This is a genomic window from Actimicrobium sp. CCC2.4, assembly GCF_034347385.1.
In the GTDB taxonomy this organism is placed as follows: domain Bacteria; phylum Pseudomonadota; class Gammaproteobacteria; order Burkholderiales; family Burkholderiaceae_D; genus Actimicrobium.
Genome location: NZ_CP133777.1, coordinates 2648579 through 2670891, shown reverse-complemented (window position 1 = coordinate 2670891; position 22313 = coordinate 2648579). Strand labels below are relative to the sequence as shown.

At 60.7% G+C, this 22313-nt stretch carries 18 protein-coding genes and 1 pseudogene; 18 read left to right on the top strand and 1 reads right to left on the bottom strand.

Annotated elements, in window-relative coordinates:
* Positions 1–282 precede the first annotated feature (282 nt).
* Entirely contained in the window at positions 283–2127 is a 1845-nt protein-coding gene (locus tag RHM62_RS12175) for a hypothetical protein (RefSeq protein WP_322122360.1), read from the bottom strand.
* A gap of 299 nt (positions 2128–2426) precedes the next feature.
* Between RHM62_RS12175 and RHM62_RS12170 the strand changes: the two genes are divergently transcribed.
* The 18 genes and pseudogenes from RHM62_RS12170 (at position 2427) to RHM62_RS12085 (ending at position 22312) form a co-directional block, all read left to right on the top strand.
* Positions 2427–4169 carry an ABC transporter transmembrane domain-containing protein gene (locus RHM62_RS12170; protein ID WP_322122359.1) on the top strand — a complete coding sequence of 581 codons (1743 nt, stop codon included), beginning with the start codon at positions 2427–2429 and terminating at the stop codon, positions 4167–4169.
* Entirely contained in the window at positions 4159–5895 is a 1737-nt protein-coding gene (locus RHM62_RS12165; protein ID WP_322122358.1) for an ABC transporter ATP-binding protein, read from the top strand. Before RHM62_RS12170 ends, RHM62_RS12165 begins: the two co-directional genes overlap by 11 nt.
* 227 nt (positions 5896–6122) lie before the next feature.
* Positions 6123–7562: a pilus assembly protein TadG-related protein gene (locus tag RHM62_RS12160; RefSeq protein ID WP_322122357.1), complete on the top strand. Its 1440-nt coding sequence runs from the start codon at positions 6123–6125 to the stop codon at positions 7560–7562.
* 63 nt (positions 7563–7625) lie between these two features.
* Positions 7626–8420 (top strand): hypothetical protein, encoded by a 795-nt coding sequence (locus RHM62_RS12155; protein ID WP_322122356.1) that lies wholly within the window; start codon positions 7626–7628, stop codon positions 8418–8420.
* Complete coding sequence (locus tag RHM62_RS12150; protein ID WP_322122355.1) at positions 8417–9232, top strand: hypothetical protein; 816 nt, start codon at positions 8417–8419, stop codon at positions 9230–9232. The genes RHM62_RS12155 and RHM62_RS12150 overlap by 4 nt, the downstream gene beginning before the upstream one ends.
* Positions 9233–9246: 14 nt before the next feature.
* Positions 9247–9975 carry a hypothetical protein gene (locus tag RHM62_RS12145; RefSeq protein WP_322122354.1) on the top strand — a complete coding sequence of 243 codons (729 nt, stop codon included), beginning with the start codon at positions 9247–9249 and terminating at the stop codon, positions 9973–9975.
* Entirely contained in the window at positions 9972–10154 is a 183-nt protein-coding gene (locus tag RHM62_RS12140; protein ID WP_322122353.1) for a hypothetical protein, read from the top strand. The genes RHM62_RS12145 and RHM62_RS12140 overlap by 4 nt, the downstream gene beginning before the upstream one ends.
* Entirely contained in the window at positions 10151–10537 is a 387-nt protein-coding gene (locus tag RHM62_RS12135) for a DUF192 domain-containing protein (protein ID WP_322122352.1), read from the top strand. Before RHM62_RS12140 ends, RHM62_RS12135 begins: the two co-directional genes overlap by 4 nt.
* 14 nt (positions 10538–10551) lie before the next feature.
* Positions 10552–11286, top strand: a complete 735-nt coding sequence (locus RHM62_RS12130) for a glutaredoxin family protein (RefSeq protein WP_322122351.1) — start codon at positions 10552–10554, stop codon at positions 11284–11286.
* 256 nt (positions 11287–11542) lie between these two features.
* Positions 11543–13174, top strand: a complete 1632-nt coding sequence (locus RHM62_RS12125) for an ABC transporter substrate-binding protein (RefSeq protein WP_322122350.1) — start codon at positions 11543–11545, stop codon at positions 13172–13174.
* A 68-nt stretch (positions 13175–13242) separates the two neighbouring features.
* Complete coding sequence (locus RHM62_RS12120) at positions 13243–14196, top strand: ABC transporter permease (RefSeq protein ID WP_322122349.1); 954 nt, start codon at positions 13243–13245, stop codon at positions 14194–14196.
* The gene (locus RHM62_RS12115; protein ID WP_322122348.1) at positions 14197–15093 is read left to right on the top strand and encodes an ABC transporter permease; all 897 of its coding nucleotides are present in this window, start codon (positions 14197–14199) and stop codon (positions 15091–15093) included. It begins immediately after the preceding gene.
* Entirely contained in the window at positions 15090–16142 is a 1053-nt protein-coding gene (locus RHM62_RS12110; RefSeq protein WP_322122347.1) for an oligopeptide/dipeptide ABC transporter ATP-binding protein, read from the top strand. The genes RHM62_RS12115 and RHM62_RS12110 overlap by 4 nt, the downstream gene beginning before the upstream one ends.
* Positions 16139–17107 carry an ABC transporter ATP-binding protein gene (locus tag RHM62_RS12105; protein WP_322122346.1) on the top strand — a complete coding sequence of 323 codons (969 nt, stop codon included), beginning with the start codon at positions 16139–16141 and terminating at the stop codon, positions 17105–17107. Before RHM62_RS12110 ends, RHM62_RS12105 begins: the two co-directional genes overlap by 4 nt.
* Positions 17104–17784: a GntR family transcriptional regulator gene (locus RHM62_RS12100; protein WP_322122345.1), complete on the top strand. Its 681-nt coding sequence runs from the start codon at positions 17104–17106 to the stop codon at positions 17782–17784. Before RHM62_RS12105 ends, RHM62_RS12100 begins: the two co-directional genes overlap by 4 nt.
* Before the next feature lie 47 nt (positions 17785–17831).
* On the top strand, positions 17832–19427 hold the full coding sequence (locus RHM62_RS12095; RefSeq protein WP_322122344.1) for a gamma-glutamyltransferase family protein: 1596 nt from the start codon (positions 17832–17834) through the stop codon (positions 19425–19427).
* Between the two features lie 17 nt (positions 19428–19444).
* Positions 19445–20413: a bile acid:sodium symporter family protein gene (locus RHM62_RS12090; protein WP_322125401.1), complete on the top strand. Its 969-nt coding sequence runs from the start codon at positions 19445–19447 to the stop codon at positions 20411–20413.
* A gap of 171 nt (positions 20414–20584) precedes the next feature.
* Positions 20585–22312 (top strand): annotated as a pseudogene (locus RHM62_RS12085) (DUF1800 domain-containing protein).
* Position 22313: the final 1 nt, after the last annotated feature.

Sequence of the window (22313 nt, the reverse complement as noted above, 5' to 3'; positions counted from 1 at the left end):
GGTCAATACAAGTTGTTGGGACTCGGGTTCAGACCTTGCCTCTGACTAACCGGCTCTCAACGCAATGAGTCGCAGCGACCAGCGCTGCCGCCGGCCCGCCGATTTACTTTCCAGTCATCCCTTGGAAAGGCAAACCTGGACATACGTATACAGCCTACCTTCTACGTATATCCGGCCCAACCTGTACAGAAAACCCGAGCTTCTACACACGGCTGCAAGACCGGCGTTTAACCGGAAGCAACGCACCGGCGACCTGATCAATCCAGCGCTAGCCCGCACCCCTTACGCCTGCAACCCCTTCGCCACCGTCCGTTCATAAAAGGCCGTGGCTGCCGCAGTGATCTCCTCAGGATTCGTCGACCGACCCATGATGCGCAGGTTGCGCAGACTAGGCGGACTGTCCGGCGTCGTCCCGCCCCGGTGCAGAAATCCATCTTCGACCAGCTCCGCGATCAGTGCCGGATGATGCGGGTTGCTGACCGTACGCACGCTCAGCTGCGCCATCGGTGCGATCAGCGCCGTGGCAGTGCGCCCCAGCACATGCGCGCTCATCCATTGCGACATCGGTGCGATATCGTCGGCATGCAGCGCGCGGGTGGCGTCCTGCAAGGCTGGACTGTTGTGGTCTGCCTGCAGTGCCCGCGATAACCGTTTTACATCGCTTTCGGCCTGGCTTTGCACCAGCGTTTCGGCCGGATTCAGGCGGGTCAGGCCCAGTCGTTGCAGCATGCTGTTGCCCGACGCCGGGGTGACGGCCAGCTCCCGGTCCGGCACCAGGTCCAGCAAACGTTGCCGGTACTGGGGATCGTTGCACAAGGTGCTGGCGACATCGTGGGCAAGGTGGGTGAAGGCCGAGGCCTCGCCGAGCCGCGACTGCGTGCGCGTGGCCATCGTGCCCGCCCGGTTGTGGGCGCTCCAGTTCACCGCGCCGGCCAGCGCACCGACTGCCGCTCCCAGGAACGGTACCGGTATCGACTGCGCAATCGCTTTCAACGCCGACGCCAGAAGCGGATCATCGCGCCGCACCACCTGGTTGCTGATCATCTGCGTGGTCGTGTACAGCAGCGCCATCGATTTGCGGAAGGTCAGGTGGTAGGCCAGCAGGTGCGGATTGTCAGGCAAGGCTGACCGGCCCGGTAGCGCGGGCGCATCGAGCTGGCGGGCGATGTCGTTTTGCAAATGGGTGAGCATGCGGTCGTGGGTGTCGAGGCGCCGCTCGACGCTGGTCAGCCGGGCACCTTGGCTGGCCAGCTGGACGCCGTGGCTGGCGACAGTCTCCGCAAGGGTTGCCAGATTGGGAGCGTGTGCGGCCGATGTGCTGTGCTGCTGCGTGACGATGGCGGTGGATGCGGCAGTGACGGCTTCTGCATGGTCGAGGCGTTGCAATGCAGCTTGTGCATAGGTGTTGCCCGGTTCGATTTCCAATGCTTTCTGGTAGCAGTCGCGCTGGGTCATGGATACGTTATTGACAGTGATGCGCTCGTTCGCAGCCAGCGTGGTGCCGAGGTTGTAGAAAGCAGAGGCATACCGAGGATCGAGTACAGCCGCCTTCAGGTAGCAGTCGCGCTTGGTCATGGATACGTTATTGACAGTGATGCTCTCGTTCGCAGCCAGCGTGGTGCCGAGGTTGTAGAAAGCAGAGGCATACCGAGGATCGAGTGCAGCCGCCTTCAGGTAGCAGTCGCGCTGGGTCATGGATACGTTATTGACAGTGATGCGCTCGTTCGCAGCCAGCGTGTTACCGAGGTTGTAGAAAGCTAAGGCATTCCGAGGATCGAGTACAGCCGCCTTCAGGTAGCAGTCGCGCTTGGTCATCGAATTGCCATCGACATCGACACGCTCGGTCGCGGTCATTTTGAAGCCGAGGTGGACGAACGCCGTTGCCGACTCCGGATTGCTGCGCACCGCTTCGATACAAATCCGCAGTTCCGCCCTCGGAGAACCCGGCAGATTGCCGCTCAGCCGGTTGCGTGCTGCATTGCCCGTGCGAACACCCTGCGCGCCAAAGAGCGTTGGACTGCCGCCACCAGCCGCTGGCGGGTTGACTGGTTGCTGAATGGCGCCGTTGTCGCCGGCATTCGCGCCGTTGGATGCCTGGAAGTACGAGGAGGTTTTTGGAATTTGCATAATGACGGATCAAGACCTGTAAAAAATGCCCGTTAGCCGGGCCAAGTTGAGAAATGCGGATGCTTGCCGTGGCAGGCGTGTCAGCCGAGGGATCGACAATCGGCATGGCGGGTTGGCCTGGCGCTGTCTGGTACTTGAGTGGGGACGACCTTGCGAAGGTTCCATGGTGTGCAGGGCAGCACGACGGCAACACGATGGCCCGTCAATCTGATCCCGCCACTTGCGGTAAAATTCGCCCCCGGCGCGATCCGCCGGCCCGCCGATTTACTTTCCAGCCATCCCTTGCAAAGGCAGTTCGAATGACCTTGTCCCGACTCATCGGTACCTTCGTGCGCGGCCACTGGCGGTCCTATGTTGCCGCCGGCATCATGCTGGGGCTGGTGGCGCTGCTGACCGTCTGGGTGCCGCGCAAGGTTGGCCATATCATCGATGCGCTGGTCGCCGGTCAGCTGGGCGGGATGGCGCTGCTGCAGGAACTGGCCGTGCTGGTGGCGATCGGCATAGGAATTTATTTCCTGCGGGTGGGCTGGCGCTTGCAGCTGTTCAAGGCGGCGTACCAGTTCGGCGTCGAATTGCGCACCCGGCTGTATGCGCGGCTGGCGCTGCAAGGCCCGGCGTTTTACCAGAAGCAGCGTACCGGCGACCTGATGGCGCTGGCCACCAACGATATCGATGCGGTCGAGATGGCCGCCGGCGAAGCGATGCTGGCCGGCTTTGATGGCTCGCTGACCTTGCTGATGGTGCTGGCGATGATGTTGATTGGCGTCGACTGGCGCCTGACGCTGATTGCGCTGGTGCCGTTTCCGTTCATGGCGTTTGCGTTCTGGCGCATCTCGAACCAGATCCATCACGCTTCGACCGATTCCCTGAAACGCTTCAGCGACCTCAATGACCATGTGCAAGAAACGCTGTCCGGCGTGCGCACCTTGCGCGCGCTCGGGCTGGAGCAGCGCAGCGCTGTCCGCTTTGCCGAGCTGGCCGAACATGCCGCCGCCGCCAACCTGCGTGCGCAACGCTGGGAAGCGGCCTACGAACCGGCAGTAGGTATTACGTTGTCAACGGCCGGCGTGCTGACGCTGTCGCTCGGTGGTTATCTGGTCTGGAATAACGCACTGACTATCGGCGGGCTGACCAGCTTCACGATGTATCTGGGCCAGCTGATCTGGCCGATGTTTGCGGCCGGCTGGGTGCTGTCGCTGATCGAGCGCGGACGCGCGGCGTGGGAGCGGCTGGCACCGGTGCTGGCCTTGCCGCTGTCGGTCGATGACCATGGCACGATCGCCCGTGTCGAGCCCGGCTTGCTGGTCGTCGACAAGATCGACTTTTCTTATCCGGGGCAGGGCGCGCTGGCCTTGCAGGATATTTCGCTGCGGCTCGAACCCGGCCAGACGCTGGGTCTGGTCGGCCCGACCGGTGCCGGCAAGTCGACCTTGCTGCGCATGCTGTTGCGCCAGTTCCGGCCGCTGCACGGCAACGTCGTGTGGGGCGCGCATGCGCTCGATGCGTATTCGCTTGAATCCTTGCGTAATGCAGTGAGCTGGGTGCCGCAGGAATCGTTTCTGTTTTCATCCTCGATTGCCGACAACATCGCGCTGGCGCGCCCCGGTGCCAGCCGTGCCGAGGTCGAACATGCGGCCGGGTTGGCGGCAGTGCACGACGATATCCTGCGTTTTGCGCAAAGCTACGAGACCCCGGTCGGTGAACGCGGCGTGACCCTGTCCGGCGGCCAGCGCCAGCGTGTCGCGATCGCCCGCGCGCTGCTGGCGGACAGTCCGCTGCTGCTGCTCGACGATGCGCTGTCGGCCGTCGATACCGGCACCGAGGCGAGCATCCTGCAACATCTGCGCGTGGCCCGCAACGGCCGTACCGTCATCATTGCCAGCCACCGGCTTAGTGCCGTGGCCGACGCCGACCAGATCCTGGTCTTGCGCGAAGGCCGCATCACCGAACGGGGTAACCATCAGCAATTGCTCGATGGTGATGGCTGGTACGCCAGCCAGTGGCGTTACCAGCAACTGGAGGCCAGTCTCGATGCGCTCTGAAACCCGCCAGGCCATTGCGCTGCTGCGCACCTCGGCCGCGCCGGACCGGCGTCACCTGTTCATCGGCACTGCCTGGCTGGTGCTGGCCGCCGGCCTCGAAGTGCTCGGCCCGCTGCTGGGCAAGTCGCTGATCGACAATCACCTGCTGCCGCACCAGCTCGACTGGCCGCGCATGATCGCGCTGCTGGCCGGCATCCTCGTCACCGGCTGGGTCGCCAGCATCGTCCGTTATTTTCAGCTGGCGCGTTTGTCGGGACTGGCGATGCGCTCGGTGCGGCGCCTGCGCGAATCGGTCTACGGCCATGTGCTGCGCCTGCCGATGGCGTTCTTCGACAAGGCCATCACCGGCCAGCTGGTCAGCCGCGTGACCAACGATACCGAGGCGGTCAAGAACCTGTACATCCAGGTCCTGTTCGTGATCCTCGACAGCAGCATCGTGCTGACCGGCGCGATGTTGGCGATGGCCTGGCTCGACTGGCGCCTGATGCTGGTAGTGCTGATGCTGTTCCCGGCGGTGATCGTGATCGTCTGGTTTTACCAGCGCATGAGTGCGCCGGCCGTGACCCGGGCACGCGAACTGCGTAGCGAGATCAATGCGCAGGTGGCCGAATCGATCGGCGGCATGCCGGTGCTGCAGGCCAGCAATGCGGCGCTGCGTTTTGGCGACCGTTTCCGCGCCACCAATCAATTGCAATACCACGCCCGCGTGGCCGAGCTGCGCGCCAATGCGTGGCTGCTGCGTCCGGCGCTGGATTTGCTCAATGTGCTGTTGCTGGTCGGCGTGATTTACAGCTTCGGCCAGCGCCAGTTCAGCGGGCTGGAAGTCGGTGTGCTGTATGCGTTCGTCAGCTACATCGCCCGCGTGGTCGATCCGCTGATCCAGATCACGCTGCAGTTCAGCCAGTTGCAGCAATCGGTGGTGGCGGCAGCGCGGGTCAACACGCTGCTCAATGAACGTCAGGTAGTTCCCAGCCGCAGTAATGAGCGCATCAGCGCGGGGGCGGTCTCGATACGCAATCTGCGATTTGGCTACGCGCCCGGTCAGGACGTGCTGCACGACCTCAGCCTGGAAATTCCGGCCGGTGCGTTCTATGGCATCGTCGGCCACACCGGCAGCGGCAAGTCGACGCTGCTCAGTCTGCTGCTGCGCTTTTATACCGCGCAACACGGCAGCATCGCCATCGACCGGATTCCACTGGGCGCGATCGGCGACGAAGCCTTCCGGGAAGATGTCGGACTGGTGCCGCAAGAGCCATTCCTGCTGGCCGCCAGCGCGCGCGAGAATATCGACATGGGCCGCGGCTACAGCCAGGACCAGATAGAAATCGCCGCCCGCGCTGCCAAGGCCCACGACTTCATCCTGGCACTCGAAGAGGGCTACGACACGTCGCTCGGCGAAGGCGGCGCGCGCCTGTCAACCGGCCAGAAGCAGCTGATCGCCGTGGCCCGTGCACTGGCCGGCCAGCCGCGCATCCTGTTTCTGGACGAAGCCACCTCGCACATCGACAGCGAAACCGAGCAAGTGGTGCAGGCCGCACTCGATGAATTGCGCGGCAGCGTCACGCTGATCGCCATCGCGCACCGGCTGTCGACCATCCGTGATGCCGACCGCATCATCGTGCTGAACCACGGTCGTATCGACGAGCAGGGCACGCACGACGAGCTGATGGCGATCGACAACGGGATTTACCAGAAGCTGTATTTGTTGCAGCAATTGACGGATTAAACTGGCGCAAGAAAAATGCGCAGCGCTCGCTGCGAGTTTGTATTTTTACAACTGAATCGGTTGAATGTTGACCGACTTCAAAAATATCACCTCTTCCAAAACACTCTTTTTGCCGACACGCTGCGCTTCGCTACGATGGCGCGATTGGTTTAAAAAAAGCCAACTCTCTTTGTTGTCGCACCTGTTCAATCACCCCTTTACTTAATCTCAACCCGGCTGGAGCATCCATGTACCGAGGTAGTCAGTTCCAGCGCGGACAAGCGCTGATCTACGGCATATTCGTCCTGATGGGCGGATTGACGGCGCTGTTCTTCCTGTTCAACACCGGCCAGCTCAGCAGTGAAAAAACCAAGCTCGTCAACACCGCCGACGCAGTCGCCTACAGTGCCGGCGTGATGCAGGCCAGGGCGCTTAATTTTGATGCTTACAGTAATCGGGCGCTGGTGGCTAATGAGGTGCTGGTGGCGCAGATGGTGAGTTTGTCTTCCTGGGGGCAGTATGTGTCGAGGCATGCGAATAATCTGATACCTCAGTTTCTTGAATGTCAGAATCCCTTTTCTGCAGTGTCTGCCGCCGTATTCAACTATGACCCGCTTTACGGTATTTTCTGCTACGCCGCATCGTTCTTCGGTACCGACATAATTGATTTGGCAGGTCAAGATGTGACGCGAGTTTCAGCCGCAGCGATTTCCCCTATTGAAGCCAGCAAAAGAGCAATCCTGTCCTCTCAGGCACTGTTGCATGCCCCGGCCTATTTGCAGAATGCCAGCATGCGCGTGATGCAGGAAGTCGCTGATCGTAACTATGCTGGCGATGGTGCCGTGACTGTTGCTGCTTTCGCTGGAGAACCTTCGGCCACCACCGCCGGAGCGACAGATGTACTCAATGGTTTTACGACGCAATATTCCGGTGCTGCACGGGTGCGGTTTGCCGAAGTCGCCAAGCTTGCTGCTTACTCGGATGAGTTTGTTCGTGAGCGTAACTGGACTTCGGAGGCATTGGCGCCACCCCCTAAAGAATGGAAGTGTGTCGGGAAAAATCTTAAAAATTCCGTTAAGAGACGCGGCGGCACTGAATTGATCAACCTGGACGAATGGAAGGCAGAAGATACAGAATCCTTTTGGCGAGTTACCAATGCCGGTGGAATTAATTTAGATTGCAACATAAGAGAGCATGTCATCGGCTACGGTGAACAACAAGCCCATCCCTCCGACAAGGATCAGGATGAATCCGGGGCGCGGCTCGGGGGGTCTCCTGCAACCAACCCGCGAGCCAGTCGTGCTGCTTCCTCGTCGGAGTGGACGGCCTACACCGGCTTGCCTTCGTTTTATGATATTTCCGCCCTCGATCCCGCTGTCGGTGATCCGGTCATGCAATTTCGCGTCCGGCTGACCCGCAACGCGGCCAATACACGAACCTCTGCAGGCACGTCGACCATCGCCAGCACACCGCGCCTGAACAACTTTCAGAATAATTTCGCCGATGGCGTGATGACTGCCGTAGCAGGAGGCGAAGTGTATTTCGAACGCCCACTGACAGTTCCTAATGATCTGACACAAGGCAATTACAACCAGTATGCAGAAAAAATTGGCAGTCACGAAAAGCGTGAAATCGGTAGCCTGTTCAATCCTTACTGGCAGGTTCGGCTTCAGCAAAGTACGCCGTAGCCGCATTCAAATAACCACCTCCATGGGCTTGAGAGCTCGTCAAATAAATTCTTCGGAGTAGTGATGCAGGATGCAATCAACACAATCAAATGGACAGCGTTGGCAACGTTATTGCTGAGCGCCTTATCCATCGATCGGCCGGCGTTCGGGTCTCCAGAGAGCGAACGGATGATTGAGGTTCAGCATGTGAGATTGGTGAGTCATTTTCTTCAGACGATGGCAAATAAAACAATTAAAGCAAATGCCGAAAGTTGCGCATTACATGGCATGCGTCTTCCAGAGGCGCCACCCGCCTCGATCATCAAGGATGTCTATTACACCCCAGGCGCAACAACCATTGCTACAACAAACATCTACTACGAAGCGACTGTGGATTGCAAACTTAAGCAAAGAGAGACGCATGAAATCACCGCCTGGACCTCCCTGGGTGCCTGCACCACCAAACCGGAAAGAAATTTATCCGCAGGTTATTGCGATGTTGACTTCGCATCGCTGGGGCAATTTCCGGATCAAAAATTCAAACGGAATCAGACTGAATTAAAAGGCGCATCGACAATGATCGCCGGACATGCTTGTACCTTTTACGAGAACTCAGCTGTCGCGTCGCGTCGCGTTTGTGTGGCAAGAGACGGGGCCTTTTCAAAAGTGACCAACTTGTCCTTTTCGGATACGCCACTAGGAGTAATTTTAAAAAGGGAGTCCAAGTTAGCGCAGGTCAGTACGGGGAATTCGCTTACTGAGGAAGCGATCGAAATCCATACGAATGTGATGATACCGATCACTACATTGCTGCCGCAGTTGTCCGGAAAATACCGCGTCATTTCTCAAAAGCTTCCACCGACGGATTCACCGCAATGAATCGCCCCACCACATCCGCAACCGCCTCCCAGCGCGGTCAATCCGTCGTCGAATTCCTCGTCCTTTCCGTCGCGTTCATCCCGCTCTTCCTGCTATTCCCGATGATCGGCAAATATCAGGACATCCGTCACGCGACCCAGATGGCGAGTCGCTATGCGGCCTTTGATGCGACCACGCGCAACGATATTCAGAGCGTCGATGGCTGGAAGCCGGAAGCGCAACTGGCTGATGAAGTACGGCGGCGCTTTTTCAGTAACAGCGATGCGCCTATCAAGACCAATGATGTCGCCGGTGACGTCGATGCCAACCGCAACCTGGCCTGGCGTGATCCGTACAACAATCCGCTGATTGCGCGATTCAGCGATGTCGGTCTGTCTTTTGGCAATGGCAGCAGCACGCATGCCGGCGGCTTCAGCGGCGCGTCGGACAGCGCACCATTCAATCGCGTGCCATTGGCAAATTCCGCAAGGGCGGGCTTGCAAACTCCTGGTATCTACACCGCCAATGTCTCGGTGAAATTGGCCAACCTGCCGGCAGGGATCAAGAGCGTCGTTCCTTTCGATACGATTGATTTATCGATGCAGCGGCATACCAGCTTGCTGTTCGAGCCATGGAGTTCGCCATCGCCGCAAGAAACCGAAAACCGCTTTGGCAGGCTGGCACCTGTCCCGACCGCGGTGTCGGCCCTGTCGCCGATCATTGACTTGGGGGTGGGCCTGGTTGACATGTTCAAAGTCCGTCCACCCGAATTCGGCAACCTGCAAAAGTGGCGCGATGCCGTCCCGCAGGACCGTCTGAAACCGGTCGAGTGAATCATGCCCACACCATGCGCTACTGCTTGCTTTCGATCCTGGCCTGGCTCTTTGCCAGCGCCACGGCATTGGCTGCCACACTATGGCCAAGTCCGACGCTGCCCGCCGGGCTTGACACCTTTGCTATCGCTGATCAGATGACGGTCAACGGCTTGCCGATGCGCGTGAAAGGTTTCGTGTCGTCGCGCCGTCCCGCCGATTTGCTTGATGCATTCCGGCGCTCGCTCGGCCAGCCGCTGGTCGAAAGTGCCGCGGCCGGCAAGCAGGTGCTGGGTCGGGCCGAGGGCGGCTTTTACATCACGGTACAAGTTGAAGCCGCCGGTGCCGGCAGCAAAGGCATCGTCGCCGTGACCGACCTGGCGACGATGGTCAGGGACCATGGGCAAGGGCAGGGGGCAGATGCACGCTGGCTTGATCGCCTGCCGGCCGGCTCGGTCATCAGCAGCCAGATGAGCTCGCAGGAAAATGGCCGGCAGGCGCACCACATGGTGATCCTCAACCGTCATGCCGAGTCCGTTAATCGGGATGCCTTGCTGCGCCTGATGACAACCGATGGCTACCAGTTCGAGCGCGAAATCGGTGCCGGTGCCGCAGCGCAGCGCAGCCTGCCGGCGCAACTTGCGGATGCCCGCACGCTGTATTTCAAGTCGCCAGGCAAAGACGCGATGGCCGTCATCAGCCGCAGTGGCGAGCTAACCTCGATCGTGTTGAACACGACAACAACCTTGCAAGGACGCCAATGAAAAAGCTGTCGTATCGTCGGCCGTCAGGCCAGTCGATGGTTGAATATCTGGTTGTGTGCGGTGCTCTGGTGCTGGCACTTGGCATCGGCCTGGGCCCGGATAGCAGCCTGCTTGAACTGATGAACGCTTTCCGGACCGCCTACCAAAATTACAGTTACTCACTATCGCTACCAGAATGAACATCATCGAAATTGCCGGCATCCCCGGTTTGCGCGTCGCCGTAGCCAGCACCTTCTGGCAACGTCTGGTCGGCTTGCTCGGCAAGCGCCGCCTTGCCTACGACAGCGCCTTGTTGCTGGTCCCTTGCAACAACATCCACACGGCTTTCATGTGCTTCGCCATTGATGTCGTCTTCATCGATCTGACCGGGACGGTGGTGGCGATCTATCCGCGCTTGCGACCGTTCGGCATTGCCGTGGCACCGGGCGCGTATGCCTGCCTTGAACTCTGTGGCGGTGCGGCCGAACGGTATGGACTGGCGATCGGACAACGGCTGGCGTCACCCGACACGGCAATACGCTTTGATGCCGTGCATCAGTCGAGCGACGGACAATTCACCTGAACCAGGAATCCATCATGATCAAAAAAACGAGCTCGCTGACGATCCTCACGGTATCGCTGATGAGCGGCGCAGCAATGCAACCGGCCGGAGCACAGGATTACGGCAACATGCTCAAGGGCTTGATGCAGGGGCGATCCGGTGATGTGCTGTTCGACACGATCCGCTCGATTACCGAGGTCTCGTCCGGACAAATTGCCAGCGGTACGCAAGTGCCGCAAGACGCACAAGGAAAAGTCATCCTGTACCGGACCTCGTGGTGCGGCTACTGCAAGAAAGCAGCTTCCTATATGCAGCAAAAAAATATCCCCTTCGTCGAACGCGATATCGAAGCCAACAAGAGCTACCAGGCTGAAATGAAACAACTTGGTGGCAAGGGAGGCGTACCGTTCATTGTTTTTGGCAGTAAGACGCTGAATGGTTTTAGCGAGTCGGCCATCGACCAGAACTACGCGGCGTTCAAGAGTACGCAAGGCGGTAGCGGTAGCGCCAGCCCCGCGCCGGACGCCGGTATGGGGGGCTACCGCAGCGTTCCGGCAGAGTCCCGCTTGCAATCCGGTGATGCCCTCGTCGGTAAGATTGGCGGTATCGACGTCTATCGCCAGTCCAGCAAAGGCAGTCCGAAATTACTGACCCTGGGCAGGGGCGAGGAAGTGATTTACATGGGTGACGAACACGACGGACTGTATCGCGTCACGACTTCCCGCGGGGAAGGATGGGTTGACAAGCTACTGGTGAAAAAATCCGGCTAGTCATGCCGTCGAAGTCGCAGCCGAAGGCGAGCCCACATTGAATGCACGGTTGTGTGTACGCGCCTTTCGATGGTGCAATTGCATGCCATTTTTCGTGCAGGCGGGTCCGCCATAACGACTGTTTTGATTTGTCGAACCAGACAACTTCCGGTTAAGTCCGTAAAAACAAGTGCTTGAAAAAAACAATGTAAAAAAGCAAAAGCTGGCACGTTGCATGCAATAGGGAGAGGGCCCCGCCCACTTCCCGGAGATTTGCATGCACCCCTTGTTCACCTTACCCAAGTTACCGAAGTTATTTCCCCTCCGCTGTCTGATTGCCGTTCCGTTTGCATTGGCACTGCACGCCAGTGCCTTCGCTGAAACCGTCGCCCGCTACGGTATTTCGATGGCCGATATTCCGCTGACGACCGGTCAACCCGATCGCGGCGCCGGTGCCTACCAGTTCACCGGTCACACGATTTATGATCCGCTGGTGGCATGGGAATCGAACATCGCCACCCGCCCGGGCAAGCTGATCGCCGGCCTGGCCAGCAGCTGGAAAGTCGATCCGAAAGACAACAAGAAATGGACCTTCACGCTGCGCAAGGGTGCGCTGTTCCATGACGGTTCCGAGTTCAAGGCCGATGCGGTGATCTGGAATCTGGACAAAGTTCTCAATGACAAGTCGCCGCAATTCGATGCCAAGCAAAGCGCGCAAGTGCGGCCCCGGATTCCATCGATTGCGACGTATGCAAAGGTCAATGAATACACCGTCGAAATCACCACCAAGAGCGTCGATGCACTGTTCCCGTACCAGCTGCCATGGTTCCTGATTTCCAGCCCGGCGCAATGGGAAAAGCTCGGGCGCGACTGGAACAAGTTCGCCTCGCAACCATCCGGCACCGGTCCGTTCAAGCTCGACAAGCTGGTGCCGCGCGAGCGCGCTGACCTGGTCAAGAATGCCGCTTACTGGGACAAGACCCGGATGGCGCAAACCGACCGCATCGTGCTGATCCCGATTCCTGATGCGCTGACACGCTCGAACGCGCTGCTCAGCGGCCAGGTCGACCTGATCGAATCGCCGCCGCCGGACGTCGTGCCGCAACTCAAGAGTGCCGGTTTCAAGCTGGTCACGAATGTCACGCCGCATGTCTGGCCGTATCACTTCAGTACCCAGCCCGGCTCGCCGTGGACTGATATCCGTGTGCGCAAGGCCGCCAATCTGGCGATCGATCGCGAAGGCATCGTCAAGCTGATGAATGGCCTGGCCATCCCGGCCAAAGGTCAGGTCGACAGCACTAGTCCGTGGTTCGGCAAGCCGACTTTCAAGCTGACTTACGACATCGCCGCTGCCCGTGCGTTGATGGCACAAGCCGGCTATAGCCAGGCCAAGCCACTGAAAGCCAAGGTCATCATCGCGCAGGGCGGTACCGGTCAGATGCTGTCCTTGCCGATGAACGAATACATCCAGCAAAGCCTGGCCGAAGTCGGCATCCAGCTTGAGTTTGAAGTGGTCGAACTGGAGACGCTCTACCTGCACTGGCGCAGTGGCGTCAAGGCAGACATGAATGCGGGTAAGGGCATCAGCGCGATCAACCTCGGTTACGTCACGTCGGATCCGTTTTATGGCATCACGCGCTTTGTCGATAGCCGTGCGATCGCACCGAATGGCGTCAACTGGGGTGGCTACAACAACCCGAAAGTCGATGCCCTGATCGACCAGATCAAGACCAGCTTCGATCCGAAAGTGCAGGACGGCTTGCTGGCCCAGGTGCACCAGACCATGGTCGATGAAGCGCTGATGCTGTGGGTTGTGCACGATGTCAATCCGCATGCTCTGTCACCGAAGGTCAAGGGTTTTATCCAGGCGCAGCACTGGTTCCAGGATTTGACGACGTTGAAGATGTAGTCCGCGCAGGGAGTCTGGGCCACGGCCCACGCTCCCTGCGAATGATGCTGTCCTGTTGAAAGACCCCGATGTTTTCCTACATTCTGAAACGCCTGCTCTACACCCTTCCGATCGCACTCAGCGTCACGCTGGTGTCGTTCATGCTGGTCTATCTGGCCCCTGGTGATCCGCTCAATGCCATCGCCCCGGCCGATGCGCCGGCCGAAGTGATCACCGCCCTGAAAGCGGCCTACGGTCTCGATCAGCCTATCCCTATCCAGTACGGAAAATGGCTGCTGCGCGCCGTGCAAGGCGACCTCGGCAAGTCGATCGCCTCCGGCCGCGAAGTTGTCACCGAAGTCCTCGGCGCAGTCAGCAATACATTGCTGCTGGCCGGTGTCGCGGGACTGGCCGGTGTGCTGGCCGGTTGCCTCCTCGGCGCGCTGGCCGGCTACTGGCACGGCGGCTGGATCGACCGCATCGCCACCGTCCTGTCCGTCATCGGCGTGAGCATTCCGCACTACTGGCTGGGCTTGGTGCTGACGATTATTTTCTCGACCAAGCTGGCCTGGTTCCCGGCAATGGGTGCCGGTCCGGGCGGCTCGTCCGAATGGTTGTGGGATCTCGAGCACATGCGCTACCTGGTCCTGCCGGCGCTGACGCTGTCGGTGATCCCGCTCGGCATCATCACCCGCACCGTGCGTGCGCTGGTGGCCGATATGCTGGAACAGGAGTTCGTGATTGCCTTGCGTGCCAGAGGCTTGAGCAATCGCGCGATCTTCCGCCATGTCGCCAAGAACACCGCGCCGACCATTCTTGCGGTCGCCGGTCTGCAGCTCGGCTATTTGATGGGTGGCTCGATCCTGGTCGAAACCGTGTTCGCCTGGCCCGGCACCGGCTTCCTGCTCAACACCGCGATCTTCCAGCGCGACATCCCGCTGCTGCAAGGCACGATACTCGTGCTGTGCCTGTTCTTCGTCGCCCTCAATTTGCTGGTCGATATCCTGCAACCGCTGATCGATCCACGGATGGGACGCGCTTAAATGACACTTGCTCAAACACTTCCCGTCACTCTTTCCAACACCATTCCTGCCGCCCCGAGCCGCAGTTTCTGGATGGTCGTCGGCCGCCAGTTGCGCCGTGATCCGGTCGCGATGATCAGCGCCGTCGTGCTGTTGCTGATCATCGGTGCTGCTGTCTTCGCACCCTGGCTGGCACCGGCCGATCCGTTCAAGGCCAGCATGCTGCGCCGTCTGCTGCCGGTCGGTTCGCCCGGCCACTGGCTCGGCACCGATGAACTCGGCCGCGACCTGCTGACGCGCCTGATGTACGGCGGTCGCTTGTCGCTGCTGATGGGCGTGGTGCCAGTGCTGGCCGCGTTCGTCATCGGTACCTCGATCGGCCTGTTCGCCGGTTATGTCGGCGGTCGCGCCAACATGATCACGATGCGCATGCTCGACGTGTTCTATGCGTTTCCATCGGTGCTGCTGGCCGTCGCGATTGCCGGTGCGCTCGGCCCTGGTATGAGCAACAGCCTGATCGCGCTGACGCTGGTGTTCGTGCCGCAAATGGTGCGCGTGGCCGAAAGCGTGACCACGCAAGTGCGCCGGCTCGATTACATCGAAGCGGCGCGCATGAGCGGCGCATCGGCCTTCTCGATCATCCGCGTGCATGTGCTCGGCAATGTGCTGGGGCCGGTGTTCGTGTACGCGACCGGACTGCTGAGTGTGAGCATGATCCTCGGTTCCGGCTTGTCCTTTCTCGGCCTCGGCGTGAAACCACCGGAGCCGGAATGGGGCCTGATGCTCAACACCTTACGCTCGGCGATTTTTCTCAACCCGCTGGTAGCTGCATTGCCCGGCGCGATGATATTTATTACCTCGATTGCTTTCAACCTGCTCGCCGATGGCGTGCGCTCGGCCATGGATATCCGCAAATGACGACCACCATTCCTGCCAGCCCCGACCGCGGCGGACCCGCGCAACCGCTGCTGATCGTACGTAACCTGAAAAAATATTTCCCGGTCCGCCGTGGCGTGCTGGAGCGCGAACGCAAGTTCGTCCATGCCGTCGATGGCGTCAGTTTTTCGATCGCCAAAGGCACGACGCTGGGTATCGTCGGCGAATCCGGTTGCGGCAAATCGACCACCGCACGGCTGATCGCCAAGCTGATGGATCCCGACAGCGGCACGATGATTTTCGATGGCGAAGGCGTCGGTGAATTTCGCGGACTCGAACTAAAAAGCTTCCGGCAAAGTCTGCAGATGGTGTTCCAGGATTCATTTGCCTCGTTGAACCCGCGCCTGACCATTGTCGAGACAATCGCCTACGGTCCGAAAGCGCACGGCCTGACCACGGCCGACGCTACCGAACGCGCCCGCGCCTTGCTGGCACGGGTCGGGCTGGAGCCGGACCAGTTCGGTTCGCGTTATCCGCACGAGCTGTCCGGCGGCCAGCGCCAGCGCGTCAATATTGCGCGCGCGCTGGCCTTCAATCCGCGCCTGGTGATCCTTGATGAAGCCGTCGCCGCACTCGACAAATCGGTGCAGGCGCAAGTGCTGAACCTGCTGCAGGAACTGAAGGCCGAGCACCAGCTGACCTATCTGTTCATTTCGCACGACCTGCATGTCGTGCATTACCTGTGCGATGAAGTGATGGTGATGTACCTCGGGCAGGTGGTCGAGATCGGCCCGGTCGAACAGATCTATGGCCAGGCCGCGCATCCGTACACGCGCGCCTTGCTGTCGGCAGTGCCATCGATGGACCCGGCCCATCGCACCGAAAAACCGCCACTGGCCGGCGACCCGCCGAACCCGATCAACCCGGCGCCGGGATGCCGTTTCCGCGATCGCTGTCCGCATGCCGAAGCGGTCTGCGCACAATCGCCGTTACTTATGCCGGCGCGCAATCTGCCCGGCCATCAGGTCGCCTGCCACATCAACGATCCGCAGTCCGGCCATAGTGCCATCGCGCTGGAGCAGCCAGCATGAGCGCGCCTCTCGTCAGCGTCAAAGACCTCGGCGTCCAATTCCACGGCAGCCGCATCGCCAGCGCCCTGAATAATGTCAGCTTCGATTTGCAGCCCGGCGAAGTGCTCGGCCTGCTCGGCGAATCCGGCTCCGGCAAGAGCGTCACCTTGCGCACCTTGCTGCGCCTGCACGCAGCGCGCACTACCCGCATCAGCGGCAGCATCCATGTCGATGGCCAGGACGTGCTGGCCTTGCAAGGCAAGGCGCTGGACGCGTATCGCGGCGGGGTTGCCTCGATGGTGTTCCAGGAGCCGGGACTGGCCTTCGATCCGGTCTACACGATAGGCCAGCAAATCACCGAGGCCATCCGCGCGCATGAAAAAATCACCGAGGCCAGCGCCCGCGCACAAGCGTTGCAGATGCTCGAACGGGTGCAGATTCCGCAGGCGCGGCGACGCTTCGATGCGTATCCGCACGAGCTGTCCGGCGGCATGCGCCAGCGCGCGATGATTGCGCTGGCGCTGGCCTGCAAACCGAAATTGCTGCTGGCCGACGAACCCACGACCGCCCTCGACGCGACCGTGCAAATCCAGATCCTGCTGCTGCTGCGCGAGCTGCAGCGCGAGACCGGCATGGCCGTGATCTTCGTCACCCACGACATCGGCGCGGCCGTCGAAGTGGCCGACCGCATCGCCGTCATGTACGCCGGTCGCATCGTCGAGGACAACACCGTGGCCGGCATCGTGCAGGCGCCGCGTCATCCGTACAGCGCCGGCTTGCTGGCCTCGACGGTCTCCGCCGAGGATCGCGGCCAGCCATTGATCGCCATTCCGGGCGCACCGCCCAACCTCGCTGCGCTGCCGCCCGGTTGCAGTTTTGCGCCGCGCTGCACGCAGGCCAGCGACCGCTGCCACCGCGAGATCCCACCGGTACTGGCCGACGGCGCAACGCGACTGGCGTGCTGGCATCCGCTGGTGCCGGCATGAACGTACCCGAACGTCTGCGCGGTGCGCGTGCCGACCAGATCAGCAAGCAGATCGCCGACGACATCGTGCTCGGTCGCTTCGAACCCGGCGCGCGGCTTGATGAAGTAATGCTGGCCGGCTTGTTCGGTGTCTCGCGCACGCCGGTGCGCGAAGCGCTCAAACAATTGGCGATCCAGGGACTGGTCGTGAGCCGGCCCAATCGCGGCTCGGTGGTTGCCGAACTGACGCCGGACCAGCGCGACCGCATGTTCGAAGCGATCGGCGAACTCGAAGCATCGTGCGCGCGGTATGCGGCGATCCGCATGTCGGCCGCCGAGCGCGAACAGCTCAGCGCGCTGCATGCGCAATCGCGCGACGCGATGCGGGCCGGCGATGTCGACCTGTACGACCAGCTCAATCACGCGTGGCATCAGGTCATTATTCGCGGTTGCGGTAACCCGGTGCTGATCGAGATGACGCTCGGCTTGCGGCACCGGATCGCGCCTTTCCGGCGCTCACAGTTTCGCAATGTCGAGCGGATGAGCGCGTCCTATGAAGAACATGCGGTGATCATCGAAGCGCTGCTGGCGCACGACGTCACCACCGCCCAGCGCCAGATGCGCGCGCACCTCGTGTCGGCGCGCAGCGCGACGGCGCGGGTGGTTGGTTCCGATACCGGCAAACCTGCGCCAACGTGATACTTTTCGCTCCGAGATAACACCAACACACAAGAACAGGGACCACCATGTTGAACACCGCCCGCGCTACCCACGCCATCGCCGTCGCCCCGCATCACCTCGCTGCACAATCCGCCCTCGCCGTGATGCGCGACGGCGGTAATGCGATCGAGGCGATGGTCGCCGCCGCCGCCACCATCGCCGTGGTCTATCCGCACATGAATGGCATCGGTGGCGATTCGTTCTGGGTGATCGTGCCGCCGGTGGGCGAGCCGATTGCCATTGATGCCTGCGGCCAGGCCGCGCTGGCTGCGACCATCGAGGCGTATCGCAGTCGCGGTCTGGCGGCCATCCCGATTCGCGGGCCGCTGGCTGCCAACACGGTAGCCGGCACCATCGGCGGCTGGAACGCGGCGCTGGAAGTCGCCGCAGAACTGGGTGGAACCATGCCGTTGGCGCGCTTGCTACGTGACGCAATCGGCTATGCGCAAGACGGCGTGCCGGTCACATTGAGCCAGCAAAACGCAACCGCCTCGAAGCTGCCGGAACTGGCCACGCAACCGGGTTTTGCTGACACCTTCCTGATCGATGGCGTATTGCCGCTGGCCGGCCAGCGCTTCGTCCAAGCACGCATGGCACGCACGCTGGGCATGCTGGTGCGCGACGGGCTCGATAGTTTTTATCGCGGCGCACTCGCCACCGAAATCGCCGCTGATCTGGAGACCGTCGGCACGCTGCTCGGTGCCGCCGATCTGGCCGCTTGCCGTGCGCAACGCAAGACGCCATTGCGCCTCGCGCATTCGGCCGGCACCGTCTACAACATGACGCCGCCGACGCAAGGCGCGGTGTCGCTGGCGATCCTTGGCCTGCTTGATCGCGCCGGTCTGGCGCAGGTCGACGCCGACAGCGCCGACCATGTCCATCTCGTGGTCGAGGCGACCAAGCGGGCCTTTGGCTTGCGTGACCAGTTCATCACCGATCCGGCTGACATGACGGTCGATCCGCAATCACTGCTGGCACCGGAACGACTCGATGCGCTGGCCGCGACAATCAGCCTCGACAAGGCCGCGCCATGGGGCAACGGCAAAGGGCCGGGCGACACGATCTGGATGGGTACCATCGATGAATCGGGTCTGGCGGTGTCGTTCATCCAGAGCATTTATCACGAGTTCGGCAGCGGCGTGGTGCTGCCTAACACCGGCATCAACTGGCAGAACCGCGGCGCGTCGTTCAGTCTTGATGGCGACAAACTGCTGGCACTCAAGCCAGGCAAGAAACCGTTCCATACGCTCAATCCCGCAGCAGCCCGCCTCAACGACGGCCGTACGATGGTCTACGGCACGATGGGCGGCGATGGTCAGCCGCAAACCCAGGCAGCGGTGTTTACGCGCCATGTCGTGTTCGGCCAGCCGCTGCAAACCGCAGTGACTGCACCGCGCTGGCTGCTCGGTCGCACCTGGGGTCAGAGCACCGACACACTCAAGCTCGAACAGCGTTTTCCGCAAGCAGTGATCGATGCGCTCGCCGCACGCGGCCATGACGTCGAAGTGCTGCTGCCGTTCGATGAAACCATGGGCCATGCCGGCGCGCTGGTACGTCATCCTGACGGCATGCTGGAAGGGGCCAGCGATCCGCGCTCCGACGGTGGCGTGGCGGGGTACTGAGGATGAAGCTGAGCATGATGAAGCGCCCGCGTTTTTTACCCGATAACTTCATGCTGATGATGCTGGCGACACTGGTGGTGGCCACCGTGTTGCCGGGTTCCGGCACCACGGCCGGCATCTTCAACGGCGTCACGAATGCGGCGATCTGTCTGCTGTTTTTTTTGCACGGCGCGAAGCTGCCACGTCAGGCGGTCGTCGCCGGAGCTACCCACTGGCGCTTGCATCTGGTGATACTGGCCTGCACTTTCGTGTTGTTGCCGTTGCTCGGGCTGGCACTCAAACCGCTGGTGTCACCGCTGGTGACGCCGGACCTGTATCTGGGCATCCTGTTCGTCTGCGTGTTGCCGTCGACGGTGCAATCGTCGATCGCCTTCACGTCGGTGGCGCGCGGCAATTTACCGGCGGCGGTGGTGGCGGCATCGGCCTCCAACCTGCTGGGAATTTTTCTCACGCCGGTGCTGGTCGGGCTGGTCGTGGTGGCGCACAGCGGCGGGCTGGCTTCGTTCGATGCGATCCGCAATATCGCGCTGCAATTGCTGTTGCCGTTTATCGCCGGCCAGGTCTGCCGGCGCTGGATAGGCGGCTGGGTCGACAGTCACAAACCGATGCTGAAATTTGTCGATCAAGGCTCGATTCTGCTGGTGGTGTACACCGCCTTCAGCGAAGCGGTCAACCAGGGTTTGTGGCAGCAATTGCCTAGCCACTCGCTGCTCGGTTTGCTGCTTATCGATGCGCTGTTACTGGGCCTGATCATGCTGATCGCGACCTACGGCAGCCGCTGGCTCGGCTTCAGCAAGGAAGACGAAATCACCATCGTTTTTTGTGGCTCGAAAAAGAGTCTGGCCAGCGGCATTCCGATGGCCAAGATTCTGTTTGCCGGTCATGCGTTGGGGGCGGTGGTGCTGCCGCTGATGCTGTTTCATCAGCTACAGCTGATGGTGTGTGCGGTTTTGGCGCAACGGTATGCCCGTCGCGCACAAATATAACGTATTGCACAAACGTTTTTGTAGCCAAAACTCAGATCGCGACGCCCCACAGGCACAGTTACAAAAAAGTCTGTCTCCGCCAAAACCACTTTTTCTAAAACGGCGGCAGGCCATGCTATTTTTTTTCCGGGACAAATTTACTTTGTCTTTTTTTTGTACTGGAGAAAATTTATGCCTACAAGAAATTTCCGGGCCGCCATTGCTTTCTCGGCCCTTCTGCTTGGTGCATGCGGTGACGGACTGACCCCCGGGGCTGTCGGTAGTGCCGGTTCCGGCGACCCACCCGGGACTGCCCCGGCACCCGTGCCGATCACCGTGGCGGCGCTGCCGACCGATGCTCAGGCCGCACGTTTTCTCGGCCAGGCATCGTTCGGCGCCAACAGCACCACCATCAGCAAAGTCATGACCAGCGGCACCAGCGCCTGGATCAACGAACAGTTTTCCCTCCCCCAGACTTCCCATCGGGACACACTCAACGGCATCAAGGCCGGACTGGGAGCGGGCGGTGCGCTCAACGAAAACAATTTCTACGAGTCCTTCTGGAAGCAGGCCATCGAGGGCGAAGACCAGTTACGACAGAGAAGCTCTTACGCGCTCTCGCAGATCTTCGTGATCTCGCTGCAGGAAAGCGATATCGGCGATCATCCCATTCTCGCTGCCAGTTATCTCGACATGCTGGGCGCTAACGTGTTCGGCAATTTCCGTAATTTGCTCGAAGCCGTTTCGCTGCACCCGGCGATGGGCACCTACCTGAGTTCGCTGCGTAACCAGAAAGAATCGGAGACCCGCGAACCCGACCAGAACTATGCCCGTGAAATCATGCAGCTGATGTCGATTGGTCTGGTCGAACTTAATCCCGATGGCACGCAGAAAAAAGTCAACGGCGCACCCGTTGACACCTACACCAGTACCGATATCGGCGGCATGGCCAAGGTGTTTACCGGCTGAAGCTGGTATGGCCCCGACAAGTCCCGCAATCGCTTTTTCGGGGGCCTTGCCGACCCGGACCGTGAATGGCGGCCGATGCAAAGTTACCCGCAATTTCATTCGACTTCCGTCAAGAATTTCCTGGGTAGCAGCGTACCGGCACAGGGAAGCGCCGACCCCGAAGCCAGCCTGAAGGTCGCCCTCGACCGCTTGTTCATGCATCCGAATGTCGGCCCATTCATTGGCCGGCAATTGATCCAGCGACTCGTCACCAGCAATCCCAGTCCCGCCTATGTAGGCAGGGTGTCTGCTGCATTTGCCGACAACGGGCAGGGCGTGCGGGGTGACATGAAAGCCATGATCCGCGCCATCCTGCTCGACCCGGAAGCCATCAGCGACAGCAAGGTCGCCGCCGTCGATACCGGCAAGTTGCGTGAACCGGTATTGCGGATGGCAGGCTGGATGCGTGCCTTCGGCGCGCGCTCGGCGTCGGGACGGTTTTTGATCGGCAACACGGACGATCCGCTGAATTCGATCGGCCAGACACCACTGCGGGCACCCTCGGTCTTTAATTTCTACCGGCCCGGTTATGTACCGCCGAACACCGCGATCGCCAACGCCAACCTGGTGGCGCCCGAGATGCAGATCACCGGTGACACCACGGTAGTCGGTTACCTCAATACGATGCACGATGCGGTCTCGCAAGGGATCGGCAATGCCAACGACATCAAGAGTGATTACGCCACTGAAATCAACCTGGCAGAGTCGCCCGACAAGCTCGTTGACCGCGTCAATCTGCTGTTGCTGGCCAATCAGATGAGTCCCGCCTTGCGCACCCAGATCCTGGCTGCCGTCAATTCGGTAACCGTCCCGGCCACCAATGTCACCGCTGCCGCCACTGCCAGAAAAAATCGCGTCTGGCTGGCGGTTTTCCTGGCGCTTGCGTCTCCCGAATACCTTGTCCAGAAATAAC